An 18855-nucleotide genomic window follows, 5' to 3' on the forward strand; every position below is an offset into this window, starting at 1 on the left:
GTTCTGTCTGTTAGAACCCGACCCGCAGACCCGCACCCACCGTGTAGTCGGGCTTGTCATCCTCCACGAACAGGGTGTCGCCCGACAGGTACAGGCCGGCATTGTCGGCCACCGACAGCGACAGGCCCAGACCGACGCGGAAACCATCACCCTGCGGATCGGGCAGGATGGTGGTATTGCGGGCCAGGGCGCTGTCGCGGCGGTTGGACAGGACGGTCGTGTAGGTCTGGCCGTCATCCTTGATCAGGTCTTCCTGATACCCCAACCGCAGTTCCGGCACGGCCACCCGGCCTTCCCCCAGATCGATGCTGGTCGACACCTGACCACCGACATTGAACAGCAACTGCTGTTCGGCCAGATCCGGATGATCCAGGTTCAGATGCAGGGCCCCCGCTTCCTTCCAGGCGTCCAGTTCCACCCGGTCGTAATTGAAGCTGACGATGGGGCCGTAACGCAGGGCGCCCGCCGTGGCGACGGACCCGAACTCCACCCCCACATGATGGCCCTTGCCCTCCGTCTCGCCATTGGCGGTCAGGTTGTAGGCGAAGGTGTTGCGGCTGATATCCTCGACCTTCAGGTCGGTGTAACGGTAGCTGGCATCGGCATAGAAACCGCCGGGCAGCGACAGGGTGGCATAGGGGCCGACACCCCAGGCCGTGACCTTGGCCCCGCCCAGATTGCCGAATTTGCCATCCGTGTCAGCATAGTTCAGGGCCAGACCGATACGCACCGTGCCGGACACGGCATAGTCACCCGCAACGCCCGCCGACCAGCTTTCCGGCTTCGACAGGCGCTTACCGTCCTGATCGTCACGCGCCAGGGCGCCCCAGTTGCCGCCGGCGGCCATTTCGAAGCTGCCTTCGGCGCGGTTCGCCATACCGGCACGGATGGCCTGGGTACGGCCCGTCAGGTCGGCCGACGCGGCGGCAGTGGCGGCGAGCGCACTTTCGCCCAGCGCCTGACCGATGGCGGGACCGGTCAGCGCCTGGCTCTCGGTTGCCAGCGGATCGACATAGGTGGGCAGCGTCAGGCGATAGGCCAGCAGCATCGTGTCATTCTCGACACCGGACGCATCGCTATAGGCCTGACCCACCTGGAAACCGTTCTGGGTGACGAAGTCATTGTCATTGCCCACGAACAGGAAAAAATCATCCAGCTTGGCCGCGTCCAGCGCGGGGACAAGGGCCAGCGCCTCCCACTTCTCCGACAGGCACTGGGTCCGGCAATTCACGTTGTTGGTGGCGCCGTTGACCAGACCGAACTTGGTCAGTTGCGCCGCGTCGTTGATGTCCACGAAGCTGGCGAACTGCACCGGCTTGATATCGGCGACCAGAACGCCGTTCGGCGCGATGGAAGTGCCGGTATCATAGGCGGTGCCGGCGATATTGGTGGCGCCTGTCACGTCGATCAGGTCGATCCGGCGGTAGAAGCTGGTCGGGCTGCTGTTGGGCGTGGCACCGCTGCCATAGCCATTGCCATCGCGCGACAGCAGCAGGAACTGCGTGTTGTTCAGCGCCAGCAATTCCGACTGCGCCGCCACACGGTTCAGCGTGCCGGTGGGGTTGCCGTTGTTGTTATACATGGGCAACTGGATGACATACTCGCTCTTCAGCACAGGCGCGGCGCTGTTGGAGACGTCATAGGACAACAGGCGGGTGTTGCGGCGGCTGGTATTGGTGCTGCTGGCATTCAGGTCCTGAATGGCGGCCGACTGCAAGGCGACCCACAGGGTCTTGCCATCGGGCGAAAGCGACAGGCCTTCCAGGCCCTGGTTGTTCTGACGCCCGCGCGTGGGGTTGGCGGGGTTCGCCTCCGCCGCGCCGAAATTCAGCGCACCATTGCGCTGGGGCAGCAGGCTGGCTGGCGGGGCGATGGCCGACAGCAGCTTGCCGTCACCCGTGAAGTGATAGATGTAGGGGCCATATTCATCGCTGACCCAGATGGTGCCATCGGCGGCGCGCACAAAACCTTCCGGGTCCAGCGCCAGCCGGCCCGTGCCGGTCAGCGGCAGGTTGGGCAGGCCGTTGGCCGCCGGACGATAGGTCAGGCCCGTGCCCGTCGTGGCCGGGTCCAGGCCGCTGAACGGCGTGCCCTTGTCGTCAGTGAACTGCACCGTATCCTTCAGGGTCAGGCCGATCTGCGTCTGCGGCGCCGCGGCGCTGCCCGTGTACGGGTTGAAGGTCAGCGACAACACATTGTAGCGCGGGATGTAATTGGTGGTTGCCGCCACATTGTACCCGCGGTCGGGCAGCGCATAGAGCGTACCGGCATAGGAACCGTCGGCGTTGCGGTGCCAGCTATGCAGGTCGATCTGCATGGCCGACATGGACCCGAACGTCTCCCCGAACTTGTCGCGAAGGCCGGCCGAGAGGCGCCCCACGCCCTGCAAGCCCTGGTTCGTGAAGGTCGTGCCGTTCAGCGTCACGCTGGTCGCGGACTGGGCCAGCACCGGCAGTGCGGCAAAGGACAGTGCACTGGCCAGCAGTGCGGCGCGGTATGAAAGTTTCATGATGCCCCCTCAAGATGAAAACTTGATGCGGGCTGTAACGACCGCCCGTGACAGGGGCGTTTAGTTTGCGCGACAGAATTATTGCGTAAAACGGGCGACGAACCGGGCACAGGCGCAGATGCCGACGCTTCCCGCCGGTCCTGTATATTTGCGCATGCGCGTCATGCTGCCCGCGCGCGCATCATGGCCCAGGGCGTTGCACAGCCGCGCCATTCCAGCCGGGCCAGAAGCTGGTTCAACTGGCTGCCATCGCGCAGCCAGTCTGGCATCTCGAACGCATGTCCGCCCGGATGGCGGATATCGATATCGTGGGTATCTGCGAACCGTGCGGGCAGACTGTCCCGTGTGTGCCCGCCATCCGTCGGGTGCATTTCCACCAAGATATCCATATGGGCAAGGGCCGGGTACAGGACGGGGTCCAGCAACACGGCCTCCGCCCCCTCGATATCGCACCAGACCAGGGTACGGTGACCGGCATGCAGGGCAAAATGCTGTGGATCGAAAACGCCGCCGACATGGATATCAACCCCGTTCAGGGCTGCCGCCTGCTGGCACTTGCGCTGTGCCTCGGGATCGATGTCATGGGCCCATACCTCGATCTGCGGCGCCAGACGCTTGATGCCAACGGCATAATATCCTTCGCCGCAGCCGATATTGATCAGGCGTTGATACCCGGCATTGGGGATTGCCTGCACGATATCGTGCAACTCCCCCTCATAGCAGCCCAACAACAGGGGCGCCTGCAGACGGTTCACCGGATCGGGCAAAATCATGCCCGCGAAAGGCCCCCCAAAGACCCTTACCCCATCATGCTGGATAAGCGTGTTGTTGATCAGCAGGCAGCGATAATGCAGCAGGAATTCAAAGATATCATTCATCGCACTTTCTGTCGGCCCGCGTTCGGCCATGATGGCGCTGATCGCGTTGAAGGTGCGCTGATGGATCGACATGCGGGGGTTCACTCGGGTAGCGGGCGTTGACAGCAGAGTAGTCAAAAACCACCCTCCCGAGATCATAAATATCAGCGAAGACCTGGCCCTTGCCCGTTTTTCAGAATCTCAGCTTGGTCGCCAGCTTCAGCGCCGTGCCGCCATCTTGCGACCAGCTCATATCGGCGTTCAGCTTCATGCGGTCCACCCGGATGATGGGGAATGGCGCCTCCAGCCCTACACTGCCACCCGTGTCCGCCACCTGCGCCTTCATGGCCGTCAGGCCGGTCAGATCGGAGACGAGGCTGCCCACCCGTGGCCGGTATTCCATACCCAGGTTCGGCCCCGCCTGTTCCGTGCCCAGCGCCACCATGCCCGCCGTGACGCGCCAGCCCTGCTGGCCGGCGGCACAGGCGCTGCCCCAACTGGTCTGGACACTGCCCGTCAGGGCGCCGAAGCCGCCCGCCATGTCGCCGGAAACGGAATTGGGCAGCCAGGTCTGGTCACAGCCGCGCGTCAGGCGCAGAGACTGGCGCATGCCCTCCGTCCCCATGCGCATGCCGACCTTGCTGTCCAGGCCCAGGGCGCGTAGCTGCGCATCGGCGGCCACGCCCGCCATCTGATAGCTGCGCGGGTTGGCCGCCACACGAAGGGGGGTAGCCCCGGCCACCGGCGGCGTATCGCCGGTAAAGCGGGCCAGCGCCCCGTCATAGATCCGGCCGATCCAGTCGGTTAGCGTCGCCATCATGGCCTTGCGCCCCTCCACCGGGTCAGATGCGACCAGGGGTGCCTCCGTCACGGAGGTGGGAAGGCTGAGCAGCGAGCCGGCCACATATTGGGTAGATGGAGCGGTAATGCCGTTGAAACGGATGGCAAAGATCGTGGGCTGCGTGGCCTCCGCCAGGGCGGGCGCGGTGGACAGCAGCGACAGCATCGCCAACAGACCGGCCTTTGTCCGCATGCTCACCCTCCCCGCTAAATCCCGAACAGCGTACCGGACCGATCCGGCAACACGCTGTGACAAAGCAACCGCCCCCATGGAACAATCGAATAGTAGGATAATAAGGCGATACCAGGGCGGCGCAACCTATCTTGCCCGCGAAACCATGGCGATTTCACGGCCTTATCCGGGGTAGCCCGAATGAAAAAGGGCGGACCCAAAGGCCCGCCCCTGCACCGTTCCAGCCTGTCGGCCGGGATCAGTTGTCACCCATCTTGAGCGCCGCGATGAAAGCGCTTTGCGGGATTTCGACCTCGCCGAACTGCCGCATGCGCTTCTTGCCTTCCTTCTGCTTGTCCAGCAGCTTGCGCTTGCGGCTGATGTCGCCACCATAGCACTTGGCCAGCACGTCCTTGCGCATGGCCGCGATGGTCTCGCGCGCCACGACCTTGGCGCCGATGGCGGCCTGGATGGGAATCTTGAACAGGTGGCGGGGGATCAGGTCCTTCAACCGCTCGCAAAGCTGACGGCCACGATATTCGGCCTGGCTGCGGTGGACGATCATGGACAGGGCGTCCACCGGCTCGGAATTGACCAGAATCGACATCTTGACCAGGTCGCCCTCGCGATATTCCTCAAGCTGATAGTCAAAGCTGGCATAACCGCGGCTGATCGATTTCAGCCGGTCATAGAAATCGAACACGACCTCGTTCAGCGGCAGCTCATAGACGATCATCGCCCGGCCGCCGACATAGGTCAGGTCCTTCTGAATACCGCGCCGTTCGGTGCACAGAGCCAGCACGCCGCCCAGATATTCGTCCGGCAGCATGATGGTAGCCTTGATCCACGGCTCCTGAATATGATCGATGCGCACCACATCCGGCATGTCGGCCGGGTTGTGCATGTCGATGACCTTGCCGTCGGTCATATGCAGCTTGTACACGACCGACGGGGCCGTCGTGATCAGATCCAGGTCGAATTCACGCTCCAGCCGCTCCTGGATGATCTCCAGATGCAGCAGACCCAGGAAGCCGCAGCGGAAGCCGAAGCCCAGGGCCGCACTGCTTTCCGTCTCGTACTGGAAGCTTGCATCATTCAGCGCCAGCCTGCCCAAACTGTCGCGCAGATGCTCGAACTCGGCCGCATCCGACGGGAACAGGCCGCAGAACACCACGGGGATGGACGGCTTGAACCCGGCCAGGGCGGCGGGCGCCAGCCGGCGCTCCTCCGTGATCGTATCGCCGACCTTGGTGTCGCGGATATCCTTGATGGCGGCGGTGATAAACCCCATCTCGCCCGGCCCCAGCTTTTCCAGGGCGATCTTCTTGGGCGTGAAGATACCCACGCGATCCAGATCACGCGTGGCACCGGTGGCCATGAAGCGCACCTTCTGGCCCAGCTTCAACTCGCCATTGACCACGCGCACCAGGATGACAACACCCAGATAGGCATCGTACCAGCTATCCACGATCAGGGCCTGAAGTGGCGCATCCTTGTCGCCCTTGGGCGGCGGCAGGCGGGTGACGATGGCTTCCAGCACGCCTTCGATGTTCAGGCCGGTCTTGGCCGAAATCTCCACCGCGTCCGACGCATCCAGCCCGATCACATCCTCGATCTGCGCCTTCACACGCGGCACATCGGCGGCCGGCAGGTCCACCTTGTTCAGGATGGGCACGATCTCGTGATTGGCATCCAGCGCCTGATAGACATTGGCCAGCGTCTGCGCCTCCACACCCTGGGACGCATCCACCACCAGCAGCGAGCCTTCACAGGCGGCAAGGCTGCGCGAGACCTCATAGGCGAAGTCGACATGGCCTGGCGTGTCCATCAGGTTCAACTGATAGGTCTCGCCATCCTTGGCCTTATATTCCAGGCGCACGGTCTGCGCCTTGATGGTGATCCCGCGCTCCCGCTCGATATCCATATTGTCGAGCAGCTGCGCCTTCATGTCCCGCGCCTCGATGGCGCCGCAGAACTCGATCAGACGGTCGGCCAGCGTCGACTTGCCATGGTCGATATGGGCGATGATGGAGAAGTTACGGATCTTCGACAGGTCGGTCATGGACTCAGTAGCGCCAGGATGAAGGATTGCGGCGCAAGATAGGGGGCCGATGGCGTTCTGGCAATGACTGTGCGGGTTTGCGGGCGGCAGGGGTGGTGTGCAAGGAGGCCGGACAAGCCTGTCGCCGTCAATCGCCACCCGCACAAAGGCTACCACAAGGTCAGAATACACACAAAAGGGGTTAATTCCGCTGGCTTCATCCCTATATGCCCATGGACTTCCCTCCAGACAGTGGATTTTCCGCGATCACGCGGGCTTCACGGATAAGTGAATTTGGAAAGGAATATCCATGGTGCCGGATTATATTCATGATTTCCTGATTGAGTATGATGCATTGCTGCGCACGGGCGGTGGCCTGATCATTCTGATATTGTCGGCCTGGATCACCAATTCTGTGGTGAAGAAGCTGGTACTCAGCCTGATCCGCCGCGGCCTGTCCATGACGCGCTATGGCAATGACGAGGTGCTGGCGCAGCAGCGGCTGATCCCGCGTCTGGCCAATGTCATGCCGGCCCTGGTGATCATGGTCGGGATCAATCTGATCGCCGGTTTGCCCGGGGCGCTGGTCCTGGTCGTGCGTAATGTCTGTGCCGCCTTCATCATCTTGACCTTGGCCATGGCGGTCAGCGCCCTGTTGAACATCGTCATCGTCGTTTATGGCCGCCGGCCGGATGCGCATCGCAAGCCGATCAAGGGCTACGTGCAACTGGTGAAGTTGGTGGTGTTCGCCGTTGCCGCCGTACTGGCCATTGCCGCGCTGATGGACCGCTCGCCGCTGATCCTGCTGTCGGGTGTCGGCGCGCTGGCCGCTGTCCTGATGCTGGTGTTTCAGGATACGCTGCTGTCGCTGGTGGCCAGTGTGCAGATCTCGTCGGGCGACTTGCTGCGCGTGGGCGACTGGATCGAGATGCCGCAGATGAATGCCGATGGCGACGTGATCGACATCGCCCTGCACACGGTAAAGGTCCAGAACTGGGACAAGACCATCACCACCCTGCCCACCCGCAAGCTGATTTCCGAGCCTTTCAAGAACTGGCGCGGTATGCAGGAATCGGGCGGGCGGCGCATCAAGCGCTCCCTGTTCCTGGACCAGACCAGCGTGCGTTTCCTGACGGCGCAGGAGGTGGCAAAACTGCGCCGGTTCCGCGTGCTGGCCGATTATCTGGGGAATAAGGAAAAGGAACTGGCGCAGTGGAACGGCAAGCTGGACGAGGGTGACCAGTATAATGCCCGCCGCCTGACCAACCTGGGCACCTTCCGCGCCTATCTGCAGAACTATCTGCGCCACCATCCGGGCATCCACCAGAACATGACGCTGCTGGTCCGCCATATGGCGCCGACATCGGAAGGCCTGCCGATGGAGATCTACTGCTTCACCAACACCGTCGCCTGGGTCAATTATGAGGCGATCCAGGCCGATATCTTCGACCATCTGCTGGCGATCATGCCGGAATTCGGCCTGCGCGTGTTCCAGAGCCCCAGCGGGTCCGACCTGCAACAGGTCAGCGCCGGCTTCGCCCTGCCGCCCCTGCGCGCCGCCAACGAAGGGGCATAAGTTTGGGGGGGGCACCGCCTCCCCCCGAGCACCTTATTTTGCTTGTTCCTTCAGCATCTGCTTACGTTTTTCCGCCAGCGGGGAGACGTAACCCGGCACCTCCGGCGGTACATCCTCGGCATAGGCTTCCAGGGTGCCGCGCACGCCCTCATCAGGCCCATCGGTCGGTTCCTCAAGAAGGTCGGGCCGGTCGCGTTCCACCCGCTTCAGCACCGATTTCGGGATATCCTCTACCGTGCCGGTAATCTTATAGCTGTGCATGCGGCCCATCAGCACGCCATGCACCCCGCTCTGCCCCATGCGCATCCAGGGCCACCAGGGGGCCTGACGCATGAAACCGGCATGGAAACGCGCGGACGGCAGCGACCGGTCGTCGATCTCCGCCGTTGGCGTGAACAGGGTGAAATGTTCGGACGGGTTGACGCGCTTTCCCGTCGACGCCTTGGGCCAGCCTTCCGGCGTCACCGGGTTGGTATATTCATGCGCGTAATCCCAGCTCAACAGATACTGGTCGCCGATCCGCTGCCAGGGCAGCAGGAAAGGTTTGCCCTTCTGGCTCTTGGTGCCCCCCTTGGTGCCAAGGTCGTTATTCACCGTCTCGCTGTCGCCCACCCGGAACACCTTCTGTTCCAGGGTCAGGGTGCCGCGCCAGCGGTCATTCAGGAAGGGGAAGACCTCCACCCGTTCCCCGGTCCAGGGATTGTCCCAATGATCGATGATTTCGCCCGTCGCCAGATCGGTGAAATAGCCGCATTCCTTGCCCAGCACCTTCAGCGACCCGTCCGGCTGCACGATGTTGCGGTTATTGCCGAAGCCGCAATAGCCGAACAGCGGCACCGCGCGCTTGTCGCCCACGATGGCATATTGCACGCCCTGATATCCCGACAGCACGGCCCTGGGGCCCAGTGTGCCCCACATCTTGCCGAACCCGTACAGGTTCTCTCTGGGGTCCATGATATCCAGGGGACGCAGGCTGCCCTTGGCTTGGCGGGGATCGGCACCAAAGGCCGGCACCGATGCCGCCATCGCGCCCATCCCGGCCATGCCGGAAAAGATCGACCGCCGGCTGAGGGATTTGAACATCGCTTCCTGGATCATGGCCTTACCCGTTTGTGATTGTCGCCAGAACCGGTCATGCCGGTCCGGCCAAAACCATCAGGCCCGATGGTTCGGCGGGTGAAGCGGTGATGTCGGGCCTATCCGCCCGTCGGGGATAGTGCCGGTGACGGATTTTTCTGAAATCGGATGTCGGCGCGCGGCATACTTCCTCGTCCTATGAAAACGAAGGGAGGCCCGATCATGCTGTACGCCATTCTTTGCTATAACGAGGAAGATTATGTCGGCGCCTGGACGCCGGAAGAAGACGCCATCGTCATGGACCGGCTGGGCAAGGTGCAGCAGGGCTGGGCGGACAAGGGCAAGCTGGGGCCCGTCGCCCGCCTAATGCCGACCACCGCCGCCGCCACCCTGCGCAAGGGCAAGGAGGAGCCGCTGATCCTGGACGGCCCCTTCGCGGAGACGAAGGAGCAGCTTCTGGGCTTCTACATCGTCGATTGTGAGGGGCTGGAGGAGGCGCTGGACAAGGCGCGGGAGCTGGCCGCCGCCAATCCGGGCAAGGGCTGCTATGAAATCCGGCCCGTGGCCCTGTTCATGCCGGGGGGGCCGCTGTCGCCATGAGCACGGACACAGGCTGGATCAACGCCGCCCTGGCGGCGGCCCGGCCCCAGGCGGTGGGGGCGCTGCTGCGCTATTTCCGCGATCTGGACCTGGCGGAGGAGGCGTTTCAGGAGGCGGCGATGCGCGCGCTGTTCGCCTGGCCCAGGAACGGGCCGCCGCGCGACACCGCCGCCTGGCTGATCATGGTCGGCCGTAATGCCGGCATTGACCAGACCCGCGTACGCGCCCGCCATGTCGCCCTGCCCGAGGATGACGCCCCCCTGTCCGACCTGTCGGACCGGGAGGCGGACATGGTGGGCCGGCTGGACGAGGCGGATTACCGCGACGATGTCCTGCGCCTGCTGTTCATCTGCTGCCATCCCGACCTTCCCGCCACACAGCAGATCGCCCTGGCGCTGCGCATCGTGTCGGGCCTGTCGGTGAAGCAGATTGCGCGGGCCTTCCTGGTCGGCGACAGCGCCATGGAACAGCGCATCACCCGCGCCAAGGCCCGCATCGCCACCAACCCGGTACCGTTCGAGGCGCCGGGGGCTGCCGACCGGCCGGAACGGCTGGGCCCGGTGGCCGCCATGGTCTATCTGATCTTCAATGAAGGCTACTCGGCAAGTGCGGAGGAACAGCCGGCCCGCGCGCCGCTGTGCGAGGAGGCGATCCGCCTGGGCCGGCTGCTGCTGCGCCTGTTCCCGGCCGAACCGGAGGTGATGGGGCTGCTGGCCCTGATGTTGTTGCAGCATGCCCGCCGCCCCGCCCGCTTCGCCGCCGATGGGTCGGTGATCCTGCTGGAGGATCAGGACCGCACCCTCTGGCACCGGCCCGCCATTCATGAAGGGCTGGCCCTGCTGGACAAGGCCGTACGGCACCGCCGTTCCGGCCCCTATCAGATCCAGGCCGCCATCGCCGCATTGCATGCCCGCGCGACAACCGCCGCCGATACCGATTGGGCACAGATCGACCTGCTCTATGGCGGGCTGGAGACCCTGTCCCCCTCCCCCGTCGTCACCCTGAACCGCGCCGTCGCGGTGTCGAAGGCGCGGGGTGCGGCGGCGGCACTGGCCATGGTGGAACCGCTGGGCGAGCGGCTGTCCGGCTATTTCCATTTCCATGGGCTGCGCGGCGGCCTGTTGAAGCAGTTGGGCCGTACCGCAGAAGCCCGCGACGCCTTTGGTCGCGCCATCGCGCTGGCCCACAGCCCGGCGGAAGCCGCCCATATCCGCCAGATTCTCGACGGTCTGCAGGGACCGTGAATTTTTTCGGAATCGCTGTCGGATCAGGGGCCGGTCAACCGTCCTTGAGGTATCATCCCTTTCCCGAACCACGGAGGAAACCATGACCGACAGACCCGAATATGCGCACAACACGACCGGCGTCATCCCGCATCTGGTGGTCAATGGCGCGCGAGAGGCCATCGAGTTCTACATCAAGGCCTTCGGCGCCACCAAGGTCATGGAAATGCCGGCCGAGGATGGCAAGCGCCTGCTGCATGCGCAATTGATCGTCAATGGCGGCCCGCTGATGCTGTGCGACGATTTCCCCGAATATTGCGGCGGTCAGCCCACCGAATATCCCAAGCGCCCGCCGGTGACCCTGCATATGGCGGTGGCCGATATCGACGCCGCCTTCGCCCAGGCCGTCGCCGCCGGCGCCGCCGAAGCGATGAAGCCCGCCGACATGTTCTGGGGCGACCGTTATGGCCAGGTGCGCGATCCGTATGGCCATCTCTGGTCGTTGTCCACGCCCAGCAAGCCGGGTGCCGTCGTCACCAATGGCTGCTGACCCTACCGTCACCCGTCAATGTCGCGGGTGACGAGCCGCCCCGCAGGGACCGGGAAACCCATCCCCCGGCCCTGCGGGGCGATCCCTGAGCCTTTGCCGATATTGGCCCTGCCCTGCGACGATTGACGGTTGCGGGCCGCCGGGGCGGCGGGAGAAACTGGCTCGGCCCTACAGACCGGAGACCAGGGACACGCCCTTGCAGCATCATTTCGACCTGACCGGCATCGCCATCGTCACGTCCGTCGCCCTGCTCTGCGGGCTGGCCCTGTCACGGCTGAAACAGCCGGCCATCGTGGGCTATATCGTGGCGGGCATCGTGCTGGGGCCAGGCGGCTTCGGCCTTGTCTCTCCCTCGGAAAGCATCAGCGCCCTGGCGGAACTGGGCGTGCTGATGCTGTTGTTCCTGGTGGGCATGGAACTGTCGGTGAAGGCGTTTCAGGCGGTATGGAAGCTGGCGCTGGCCGCCGTCGCGTGTCAGATCGGCCTGTCGCTGCTGGTCACCGGTCTGGCCGGCCTGCTGCTGGGCTGGCCCTGGCCGCGCGCCATTGTCATGGGTTTCGTCATGGCCCTGTCCGGCACGGCGGTGGCCATCAAGATGCTGGACGATGTGGGGGAGTTGAAGACCGAGACGGGGCGCGTGACCGTCGGTGTGCTGATCGCACAGGATCTGGCCTTCGTGCCATTGCTGCTGATCACCAACGGCATGGGCAGCGGGGCGGGCCTGTCGGCGGGCATCCTGTTGAAGCTGGGGGCCGCCATGGCCGCACTGGGCGGGCTGGTCTGGTTCCTGTCGCGCCGCGACCGGCTGGCCGTTCCCTATGGCGACTGGTTCAAGCGCAACCATGAGGTCATTCCGCTGGCCGCGATGGCCTTCTGCTTCACCATGGCGGCGGCGACGGGCGTCATCGGCCTGTCGGCGGCGTTCGGGGCCTTTGTCGCCGGCTTCATGCTGGGCAATTCCGACGGGCGTACACTGGCCCTGCGCGCCACGCACCCGATACAGTCGGTGCTGATCGTGGTGTTTTTCCTGTCCATCGGTCTGATGATCGACCTGTCCTTCGTCTGGACACATCTGGGCGAGGTGCTGTTGCTGCTGTTCGCGGTGACGGCGGTAAAATCGGCCATCAATGTCGGCACCCTGCATCTGCTGGGTGAACCGTGGGAGCGGGCCTTTCCCGCCGGGGTGATCATGGGCAGCCTGGGCGAGTTCAGCTTTGTGCTGGCCGCCGCCGGCCTGTCCATCGGCGCCATCGACCGCGACGCGCAGCAGATGGCGGTGACCATCATCGCGCTGTCCTGGCTGTTCAGCCCCATCTGGCTGGTCAGCGCCCGGCGCTTCCACGTGCTGGCCGAAGGCGGCATCGGCAGCATGCGCGGCGCGCTTTCGCAGATTTATCGCGGTGAGATCGCCCTGCTCAACCGGGTCGCCGCGGCTTTGCTGCAGGGGGCCGCCGCGCTGGTGGACGCGGTGCGTCAGCTATGGACCCGGCGCTGACCTCCCGCCACTGCCCCGGTTCCAGACCCTCCAGGGTCCAGTCGCCCACGGCCCGGCGGATCAGGCGCAGGGTGGGGAACCCGACAGCCGCCGTCATGCGCCGCACCTGCCGGTTCTTGCCCTCGCGCAGCACGATTTCGATCCAGCTTGTGGGGATTGACTGCCGGAACCGGACCGGCGGATTGCGGGGCCACAGCCAGGATGGTTCCTCGATCCGCCTTACCTCCGCCGGCAGGGTCGGCCCGTCCTTCAGGGTCACGCCCTGACACAGGGCCGTCAGCGCCGCGTCGGTGGGAATGCCTTCCACCTGCACGCAATAGGTCTTAGGCCATTTATGGCGCGGCTGGCTGATGCGGGCGATCAGGCCGCCATCATCGGTCAGCACCACCAGCCCCTCGCTGTCGCGGTCCAGCCGGCCCGCCGGATAGACACCGGGCACGTTCACGCATTCGGCCAGCGTGCGCGCGCCCGTCCCTTCGTCCGTGAACTGGCACAATAGGTCGAATGGCTTATTCAACAGGATGATGCGGGTCATCTGAATTGCATTGCGTGGCAGGAGGGTCCAGGGTCGCCCCCCGCTGTATAGGCGATGGCGGTCGCCCGGCGCATCACCAAACCACGAATGGAAGGATCAGACCATGACGCGTTTTGTGAAAGCTTCGCAGGAGCAGGGCTTTGCCCTGGACCGCCGGCAGGTCCTGGCCACCGGCATCGCTGCCGGTGTGGCGGGCATGGTCGGCGCTGTCCCCGCGATGGCGCAGGCGGCTTCGCCCTATGCACTGCCGTCCCTGCCCTATGCCCCGGCGGCGCTGGAACCGCATATCGATGCCCAGACCATGCAGATCCACCATGGCAAGCATCATCAGGCCTATGTCACCAACCTGAACAACGCGCTGGCCGATTATGGACAGCTTCAGAAACTGTCCCTGACGGAATTGCTGGCCACGTTGCCGGAACTGCCGGAAACGGTGCGCACCGCCGTACGCAACAATGGTGGCGGCCATGCCAACCATTCCATGTTCTGGTCCATCATGGGGCCGGGTGCCGGCGGTGCGCCCACCGGTGCCGTCGCCAAGGCCATCGATGGCAGCTTCGGCGGATTTGACGCGTTCAAGAAGGCCTTCAACGAGGCGGGCACCAAGCAGTTCGGGTCCGGCTGGGTGTTCGTGACGCTGGGTGCCGACGGCAAGCTGGTGATCCAGGCCAGGCCCAACCAGGACACGCCGCTGATGGACGGCAAACCTGTCCTTATGGGCAATGACGTCTGGGAGCATGCCTACTATCTTAAATATCAGAACCGCCGGGCAGACTATCTGGCGGCCTGGTGGAATCTGGTGAACTGGCAGGCGGTGAATGACCGGCTGGCCCGCATCACCAAGGGGGAGACGATCTGACCATGCGGGACCGGCCGTGACACGCCTGAAGCCATTGCCCCCCGACTTGGTCCTGCCCGTGCGTTCACCGCCAGCGGACAGGGTCCTGGGTGATTGTGGCCTGTGCGGCCGGCCCCTGATTGCGGGGCCCAGCGTGGAAGAACACCACCTGTTACCCCGCAGCCAGGGTGGCAGGGAAACGGTGCCGCTGCACCGTGTCTGCCACCGGAAAATCCATGCCGAACTGTCGGAAAAGGAACTGGCGCGCGGGTACACCACGCTGGATGCCCTGCGCGCCCATCCCGACATCGCCGCCTTTATACTGTGGGTGGCGCGCAAGCCGCCGGAATTCACCGCTGTCACCTTCCGCGCCAAGGACCATGTGAAGGCTGGCCGGAAATATCGGGACTGACGCCCCCGACAAATCAGTGGCAGAGATCAATAGTTTATATTTACAACTGATTGACTTTCACAAAATCAGCACAAGCGCAGGACTATATCGACCCGAGATTAACCCCTTGCGCAGCGAAATGTAATATCGCATAATCATTATGCGAATATACGATGGCTGACCAACGTGCCAACAGCCACGACCAAGCAAGCATAAAAGCTTCCAAGGGAGGAACTTCATGTCTCACATGCAACGCCGGGCGCACCCGGCGAAGGGAAACCTGCGCGTCCGCTCCGCGCATGGCTTGCTGCTGACTACGGGCCTGATGCTGGCCATGGCCCTTCCCGCCACCGCCCAGACCGCACCCGCCCAGAATGATGGCGGCACGCTGGAAGAAATCGTCGTGACGGCGCGGCGCCGGTCGGAGGCGCTGCAGGACACGCCCGTCGCGGTTTCCGCCTTCACCGCCGAAGCGCTGGAAGCGCGTAGCGTGGAAACCCTGGACAATATCGCCCGTTTCACACCCAACATCCGCTTCGATGGTGCCGCTGCCCTGTCGGGTGGCAATTACAACGCCACCGTCTTCATCCGTGGTATCGGCCAGAACGATTTCGCCATCTTCAGCGACCCCGGCGTCGGCTTCTATGTCGATGGCGTTTATTATGCGCGCTCCATCGGCGGCATCATGGATGCGGTCGATCTGGCCAGTGTGGAAGTGCTGCGCGGGCCGCAAGGCACCTTGTTCGGCAAGAACACCATCGGCGGTGCCGTCCTGATCAATACCCAGCGGCCGACCGACACGTTGTCGGGCCGGGTGGAACTGACCACCGGCCGTTTCGACCGGCTGGACGTCAAGGGGACCGTCAATGTCCCGCTGGCCGATGGCAAGGTGTTGACCCGCTTGTCGGTTTCCTCGCTCAACCGTGACGGCTATGCCAAGCGCCTGTCGGACGGGCAGGACATGGGCGACCGTAATGCCGACAGCGCGCGGTTGCAGATATCAACGAATGTTACGGAAGATATCAATTTTCATCTGGTTGGCGATGTGACGCGCGCCCGCGAACATTCCGCCCCCAACAAGCTGCTGGCCGTGGCGCCAGCACCGGGGCTGACGGGCCAGCCCTTCCTGGTGAACTACAATAATCTGGTGGCCCCGACGCGCGGCGTGACGGCCCCCAATGGGCAGAAGACGCTGAATTCCTCCTTCATCACCGACAGCCCCTTCACCACCTGGGGCACCGGTCCCAATGTCAACGACCTGGACCTGTGGGGCCTGGCCGGCACCCTGACCTGGAACCTGGGCAATGTGGAGGCCAAGAGCATCACGGCCTATCGGGAGCTTCAGGCCACCTTCGCCCGTGATGGTGACAACACCCCCTTCACCTATCGCGAAACCTTCAACGACGATGACCAATGGCAGTTCAGCCAGGAAATTCAGTTGAGCGGCGATGCCATGGATGGGCGTTTCACCTGGATCGGCGGTGTTTATTACTTCACGGAAGAAGGCACCGACGACGCCCGTGCCGATCTGGCCATGGGCCTGTGGCCACCGCTGGGGCCGCCCATGTCGCCCGCCACCATCATCCTGAACCGCATCGACAACACCTCCTATGCCGTATTCGGCCAGGGCAATTTCAAGCTGACGGACGAACTCTCGGTCACGGCGGGTGCCCGCTGGAACCGCGACAAGAAATGGATCTCCGTCTTCAACCGGCGCCAGCGCGATCAGGTCGTGTTCACCGATGTGCAGCGGTCGGGCAACTGGAACGCCTTCACGCCCAAGATCGGGTTGGAATACAAGGCCGGCGACGACGCCCTGCTCTATGCCTCGGCCGGCAAGGGGTTCAAGAGCGGCGGCTACAACGCCCGCCCGCTGGCCGACGAGTCGGAGGTGACGCAGTATGAGCCGGAGACCATCTGGACCTATGAAGTGGGCGCCAAGACCGGCTGGCTGGACAACCGCCTGATCGTCAACGTGGCGGGCTATCTCAGCAAGTACGACAATATCCAGCTTACCGTGAACCAGACGCCGCGCAACTTCGTGGCCAACGCCGCCAAGGGCACCATCAAGGGCGCGGAACTGGAAGTGCGGGCCAAGCCGGCCAAAGGGTTGGATTTCGATCTGGCGCTCGGTTACACGGACGCGAAATATGACGAGGTCGGATCGGGCCTGGGCCCCACCCAGGTCCTGCCCATCACCAAGGCCGCGAAATTCGTGAAGACCCCGAAATGGACGGCCAGCACGGGCCTGCAATATACCCACGCCCTGGGTGATGGCAGCACGCTGAGCCTGCGCGGTGATCTGTCGGCCTATTCCAAGTTCTACAACGACGTGGCCAATACCGAACTGGTGGCACAGTCCGGCTATGGCATCGTCAACAGCCGCCTGACCTATACCGCACCGGACGAGAGCTGGACCCTGGCCCTGTTCGCCACCAATGTGACGGACCGGCGCTACTTCGTGTCGGGCAATGCCAGCGGCGCCTTCGGCCTGGCCGAGGTCTCCTATGGCCGTCCGCGTGAATGGGGCGTGACGCTGGGGGCGAAGTTCTGAAGCGGGTTCCGATACGGCCAACCTTCTAGCGACCCTCACCCTCCCAAGCCTTCCGGCTTGGGCCCCTCCCTCGCCCGCCAGGCGGGCGAGGGGCGACATCGGGGAGAGTCCATTCTCTGCCCCTCGCCCACGAAAGTGGGAGAGAGAGGGGCCCATCGGTGTCAGCCGATGGGAGGGTGAGGGAACAGCCAAAGGTTATGGCCGCCGTTCCAGAGCCCCCCAGGTCAGTTTTCTTCAATACCGGATCGGGCCGGGTGGCGATAAACGGGAAAACATCCCGGAGACACCACCCGTGACCCGATCCTGTTTTATTATCGATCCCACGCTTCCCCTGGGCCTGATCGCCAATACGGCGGCCATCCTGTCCCTGTCGCTGGGCGCGGCCCATCCGCATCTGATCGGCCCCGCCGTCACAAACGGGGACGGTGACCGCCACGAAGGCATCACACAGGTCGTACTACCCATCCTGGCCGCCGATGCCGACGCTCTGCACAGCCTGCGGACCAAGGCCGCCGGGCATCGGGCCGACGGTCTGATGCTGGTGGATGTGACGGAGACGGCGCAGCGGGCCAAGGCCTATCAGGACTATGCCGACCGCCTCTCGGTCATGAGAGGGGATGACATCCGCTATTTCGGCATCGGCCTGCACGGGCCGGCGGGTCTGGTCCGGTCGATGACCGGGCACCTGCCGTTGCTGAAGTGAGGCGGCGATGAACAGCGCCCTGCTGCTGGCCATGGCCAGCTTTGCCCTTGTCGCCTCCATCACCCCTGGCCCCGTCAACAGCCTGGCCCTGGCCAGCGGCGTGCAGCACGGGTTCCGGCGCAGCCTGGGATTCGTCACCGGTGCTACGGTGGGCTTCACGGCCCTGCTGCTGCTGGCCGGCATCGGTATGGCGGAGGCGGTGGCGCGGCTGCCCCTGCTGGACATGATCATGCGCGTGGCCGGCACGGGCTTTCTCTTCTACCTGGCCTATCGGCTCTGGCGGGCCGATGGGGGCTTGCAGCAGGATCGGATTGGGGCACCACCGGGTCTTTGGGCGGGGGCCAGCCTGCAATGGTTGAACCCCAAGGCCTGGATCGCCGCCGTGGCCGGCATGGGGGCCTATGGCCTGCGCGATGGCGTGGCCAGTGTGCTGGTCTTCGCCGCCCTGTATTTTGTCATCTGCTACGGATCAGTGGCGCTCTGGGCCTATGCCGGGGCGCGGCTGTCACGGGCGCTGGCGAGACGCATGCGCGGATTCAACCGGGCCATGGCGATGCTACTGGCCCTGGGGGCGATCGCCATGCTGGCCGGATACTGACTGCGCATACTGGCCCGGCGTGGCGGCGACATGCGCCTTGAACACCCGCTGGAAATGCGCCTGATCGGCGAATCCGGCATCCAGCGCCACATCGACGATGGCCTGTCCCTGCCGCAGCCCCTGTTGTCCCACCCGGATACGCTGGTTGATCAGATAGGCATGCGGGGTCAGGCCATAGCGCGCCTTGAAGGCCCGGATCAGGTAGGAGGACGACAGTCCGACGGACGCCGCCACCTCTTCCACCTTCAGGTCACTTGTACAATGCCGGGTGATATGATCGGCGGCCCGCGCCAGCG

At 64.2% G+C, this 18855-nt stretch carries 17 protein-coding genes; 10 read left to right on the forward strand and 7 right to left on the reverse strand.

What is annotated here, in order from left to right; all coding sequences use genetic code 11:
- Positions 1 to 10 precede the first annotated feature (10 nt).
- The 4 genes from KBA48_RS20490 to lepA form a co-directional block, all read right to left on the reverse strand.
- Positions 11 to 2509, reverse strand: a complete 2499-nt coding sequence (locus tag KBA48_RS20490; RefSeq protein WP_292909819.1) for an esterase-like activity of phytase family protein — start codon at positions 2507 to 2509, stop codon at positions 11 to 13.
- A gap of 161 nt (positions 2510 to 2670) precedes the next feature.
- A complete protein-coding gene (locus tag KBA48_RS20495) occupies positions 2671 to 3459 on the reverse strand; it encodes a methyltransferase (RefSeq protein WP_292909821.1) in 789 nt (262 codons plus the stop codon).
- A 100-nt stretch (positions 3460 to 3559) separates the two neighbouring features.
- On the reverse strand, positions 3560 to 4399 hold the full coding sequence (locus KBA48_RS20500; RefSeq protein WP_292909823.1) for a hypothetical protein: 840 nt from the start codon (positions 4397 to 4399) through the stop codon (positions 3560 to 3562).
- A gap of 238 nt (positions 4400 to 4637) precedes the next feature.
- A complete protein-coding gene (gene lepA, locus KBA48_RS20505) occupies positions 4638 to 6440 on the reverse strand; it encodes a translation elongation factor 4 (protein ID WP_292909825.1) in 1803 nt (600 codons plus the stop codon).
- 289 nt (positions 6441 to 6729) lie between these two features.
- On the opposite strand from lepA, the gene KBA48_RS20510 reads away from it, so the two are divergent.
- Positions 6730 to 7995: a mechanosensitive ion channel family protein gene (locus tag KBA48_RS20510; protein ID WP_292909827.1), complete on the forward strand. Its 1266-nt coding sequence runs from the start codon at positions 6730 to 6732 to the stop codon at positions 7993 to 7995.
- A 33-nt stretch (positions 7996 to 8028) separates the two neighbouring features.
- On the opposite strand, the gene KBA48_RS20515 is transcribed toward KBA48_RS20510, so the two are convergent.
- Positions 8029 to 9093: a DUF1838 family protein gene (locus KBA48_RS20515; RefSeq protein WP_292909829.1), complete on the reverse strand. Its 1065-nt coding sequence runs from the start codon at positions 9091 to 9093 to the stop codon at positions 8029 to 8031.
- Positions 9094 to 9294: 201 nt separating this feature from the next.
- On the opposite strand from KBA48_RS20515, the gene KBA48_RS20520 reads away from it, so the two are divergent.
- The 4 genes from KBA48_RS20520 (at position 9295) to KBA48_RS20535 (ending at position 12940) form a co-directional block, all read left to right on the forward strand.
- Positions 9295 to 9672, forward strand: a complete 378-nt coding sequence (locus KBA48_RS20520; protein ID WP_292909831.1) for a YciI family protein — start codon at positions 9295 to 9297, stop codon at positions 9670 to 9672.
- Complete coding sequence (locus KBA48_RS20525) at positions 9669 to 10916, forward strand: RNA polymerase sigma factor (protein ID WP_292909833.1); 1248 nt, start codon at positions 9669 to 9671, stop codon at positions 10914 to 10916. The genes KBA48_RS20520 and KBA48_RS20525 overlap by 4 nt, the downstream gene beginning before the upstream one ends.
- 82 nt (positions 10917 to 10998) lie before the next feature.
- A complete protein-coding gene (locus KBA48_RS20530) occupies positions 10999 to 11445 on the forward strand; it encodes a VOC family protein (RefSeq protein WP_292909835.1) in 447 nt (148 codons plus the stop codon).
- Between the two features lie 196 nt (positions 11446 to 11641).
- Positions 11642 to 12940: a cation:proton antiporter gene (locus KBA48_RS20535; RefSeq protein ID WP_292909837.1), complete on the forward strand. Its 1299-nt coding sequence runs from the start codon at positions 11642 to 11644 to the stop codon at positions 12938 to 12940.
- On the opposite strand, the gene KBA48_RS20540 is transcribed toward KBA48_RS20535, so the two are convergent.
- Positions 12861 to 13475, reverse strand: a complete 615-nt coding sequence (locus KBA48_RS20540) for a pseudouridine synthase (protein ID WP_292909839.1) — start codon at positions 13473 to 13475, stop codon at positions 12861 to 12863. The two genes, KBA48_RS20535 and KBA48_RS20540, sit on opposite strands and share 80 nt — an antisense overlap.
- A 217-nt stretch (positions 13476 to 13692) precedes the next feature.
- Here KBA48_RS20540 and KBA48_RS20545 point away from each other — a divergent pair, with 217 nt between their 5' ends.
- The 5 genes from KBA48_RS20545 (at position 13693) to KBA48_RS20565 (ending at position 18559) form a co-directional block, all read left to right on the forward strand.
- Positions 13693 to 14334 carry a superoxide dismutase gene (locus KBA48_RS20545; RefSeq protein WP_292909853.1) on the forward strand — a complete coding sequence of 214 codons (642 nt, stop codon included), beginning with the start codon at positions 13693 to 13695 and terminating at the stop codon, positions 14332 to 14334.
- Positions 14294 to 14725 carry an HNH endonuclease signature motif containing protein gene (locus KBA48_RS33055; RefSeq protein WP_367273856.1) on the forward strand — a complete coding sequence of 144 codons (432 nt, stop codon included), beginning with the start codon at positions 14294 to 14296 and terminating at the stop codon, positions 14723 to 14725. The genes KBA48_RS20545 and KBA48_RS33055 overlap by 41 nt, the downstream gene beginning before the upstream one ends.
- A gap of 217 nt (positions 14726 to 14942) precedes the next feature.
- The gene (locus KBA48_RS20555) at positions 14943 to 17258 is read left to right on the forward strand and encodes a TonB-dependent receptor (protein ID WP_292909843.1); all 2316 of its coding nucleotides are present in this window, start codon (positions 14943 to 14945) and stop codon (positions 17256 to 17258) included.
- 292 nt (positions 17259 to 17550) lie between these two features.
- Entirely contained in the window at positions 17551 to 17961 is a 411-nt protein-coding gene (locus KBA48_RS20560; protein WP_292909845.1) for a DUF2000 domain-containing protein, read from the forward strand.
- 7 nt (positions 17962 to 17968) lie between these two features.
- Positions 17969 to 18559: a LysE family translocator gene (locus tag KBA48_RS20565; RefSeq protein WP_292909847.1), complete on the forward strand. Its 591-nt coding sequence runs from the start codon at positions 17969 to 17971 to the stop codon at positions 18557 to 18559.
- Here KBA48_RS20565 and KBA48_RS20570 read toward each other — a convergent pair.
- Positions 18518 to 18855 (reverse strand): helix-turn-helix transcriptional regulator (locus KBA48_RS20570; protein ID WP_292909849.1); only part of this gene is annotated, 338 nt, incomplete at its 5' end. The two genes, KBA48_RS20565 and KBA48_RS20570, sit on opposite strands and share 42 nt — an antisense overlap.

Origin of the sequence: Niveispirillum sp. (genome assembly GCF_017996735.1) — a bacterium.
GTDB lineage: Bacteria > Pseudomonadota > Alphaproteobacteria > Azospirillales > Azospirillaceae > Niveispirillum.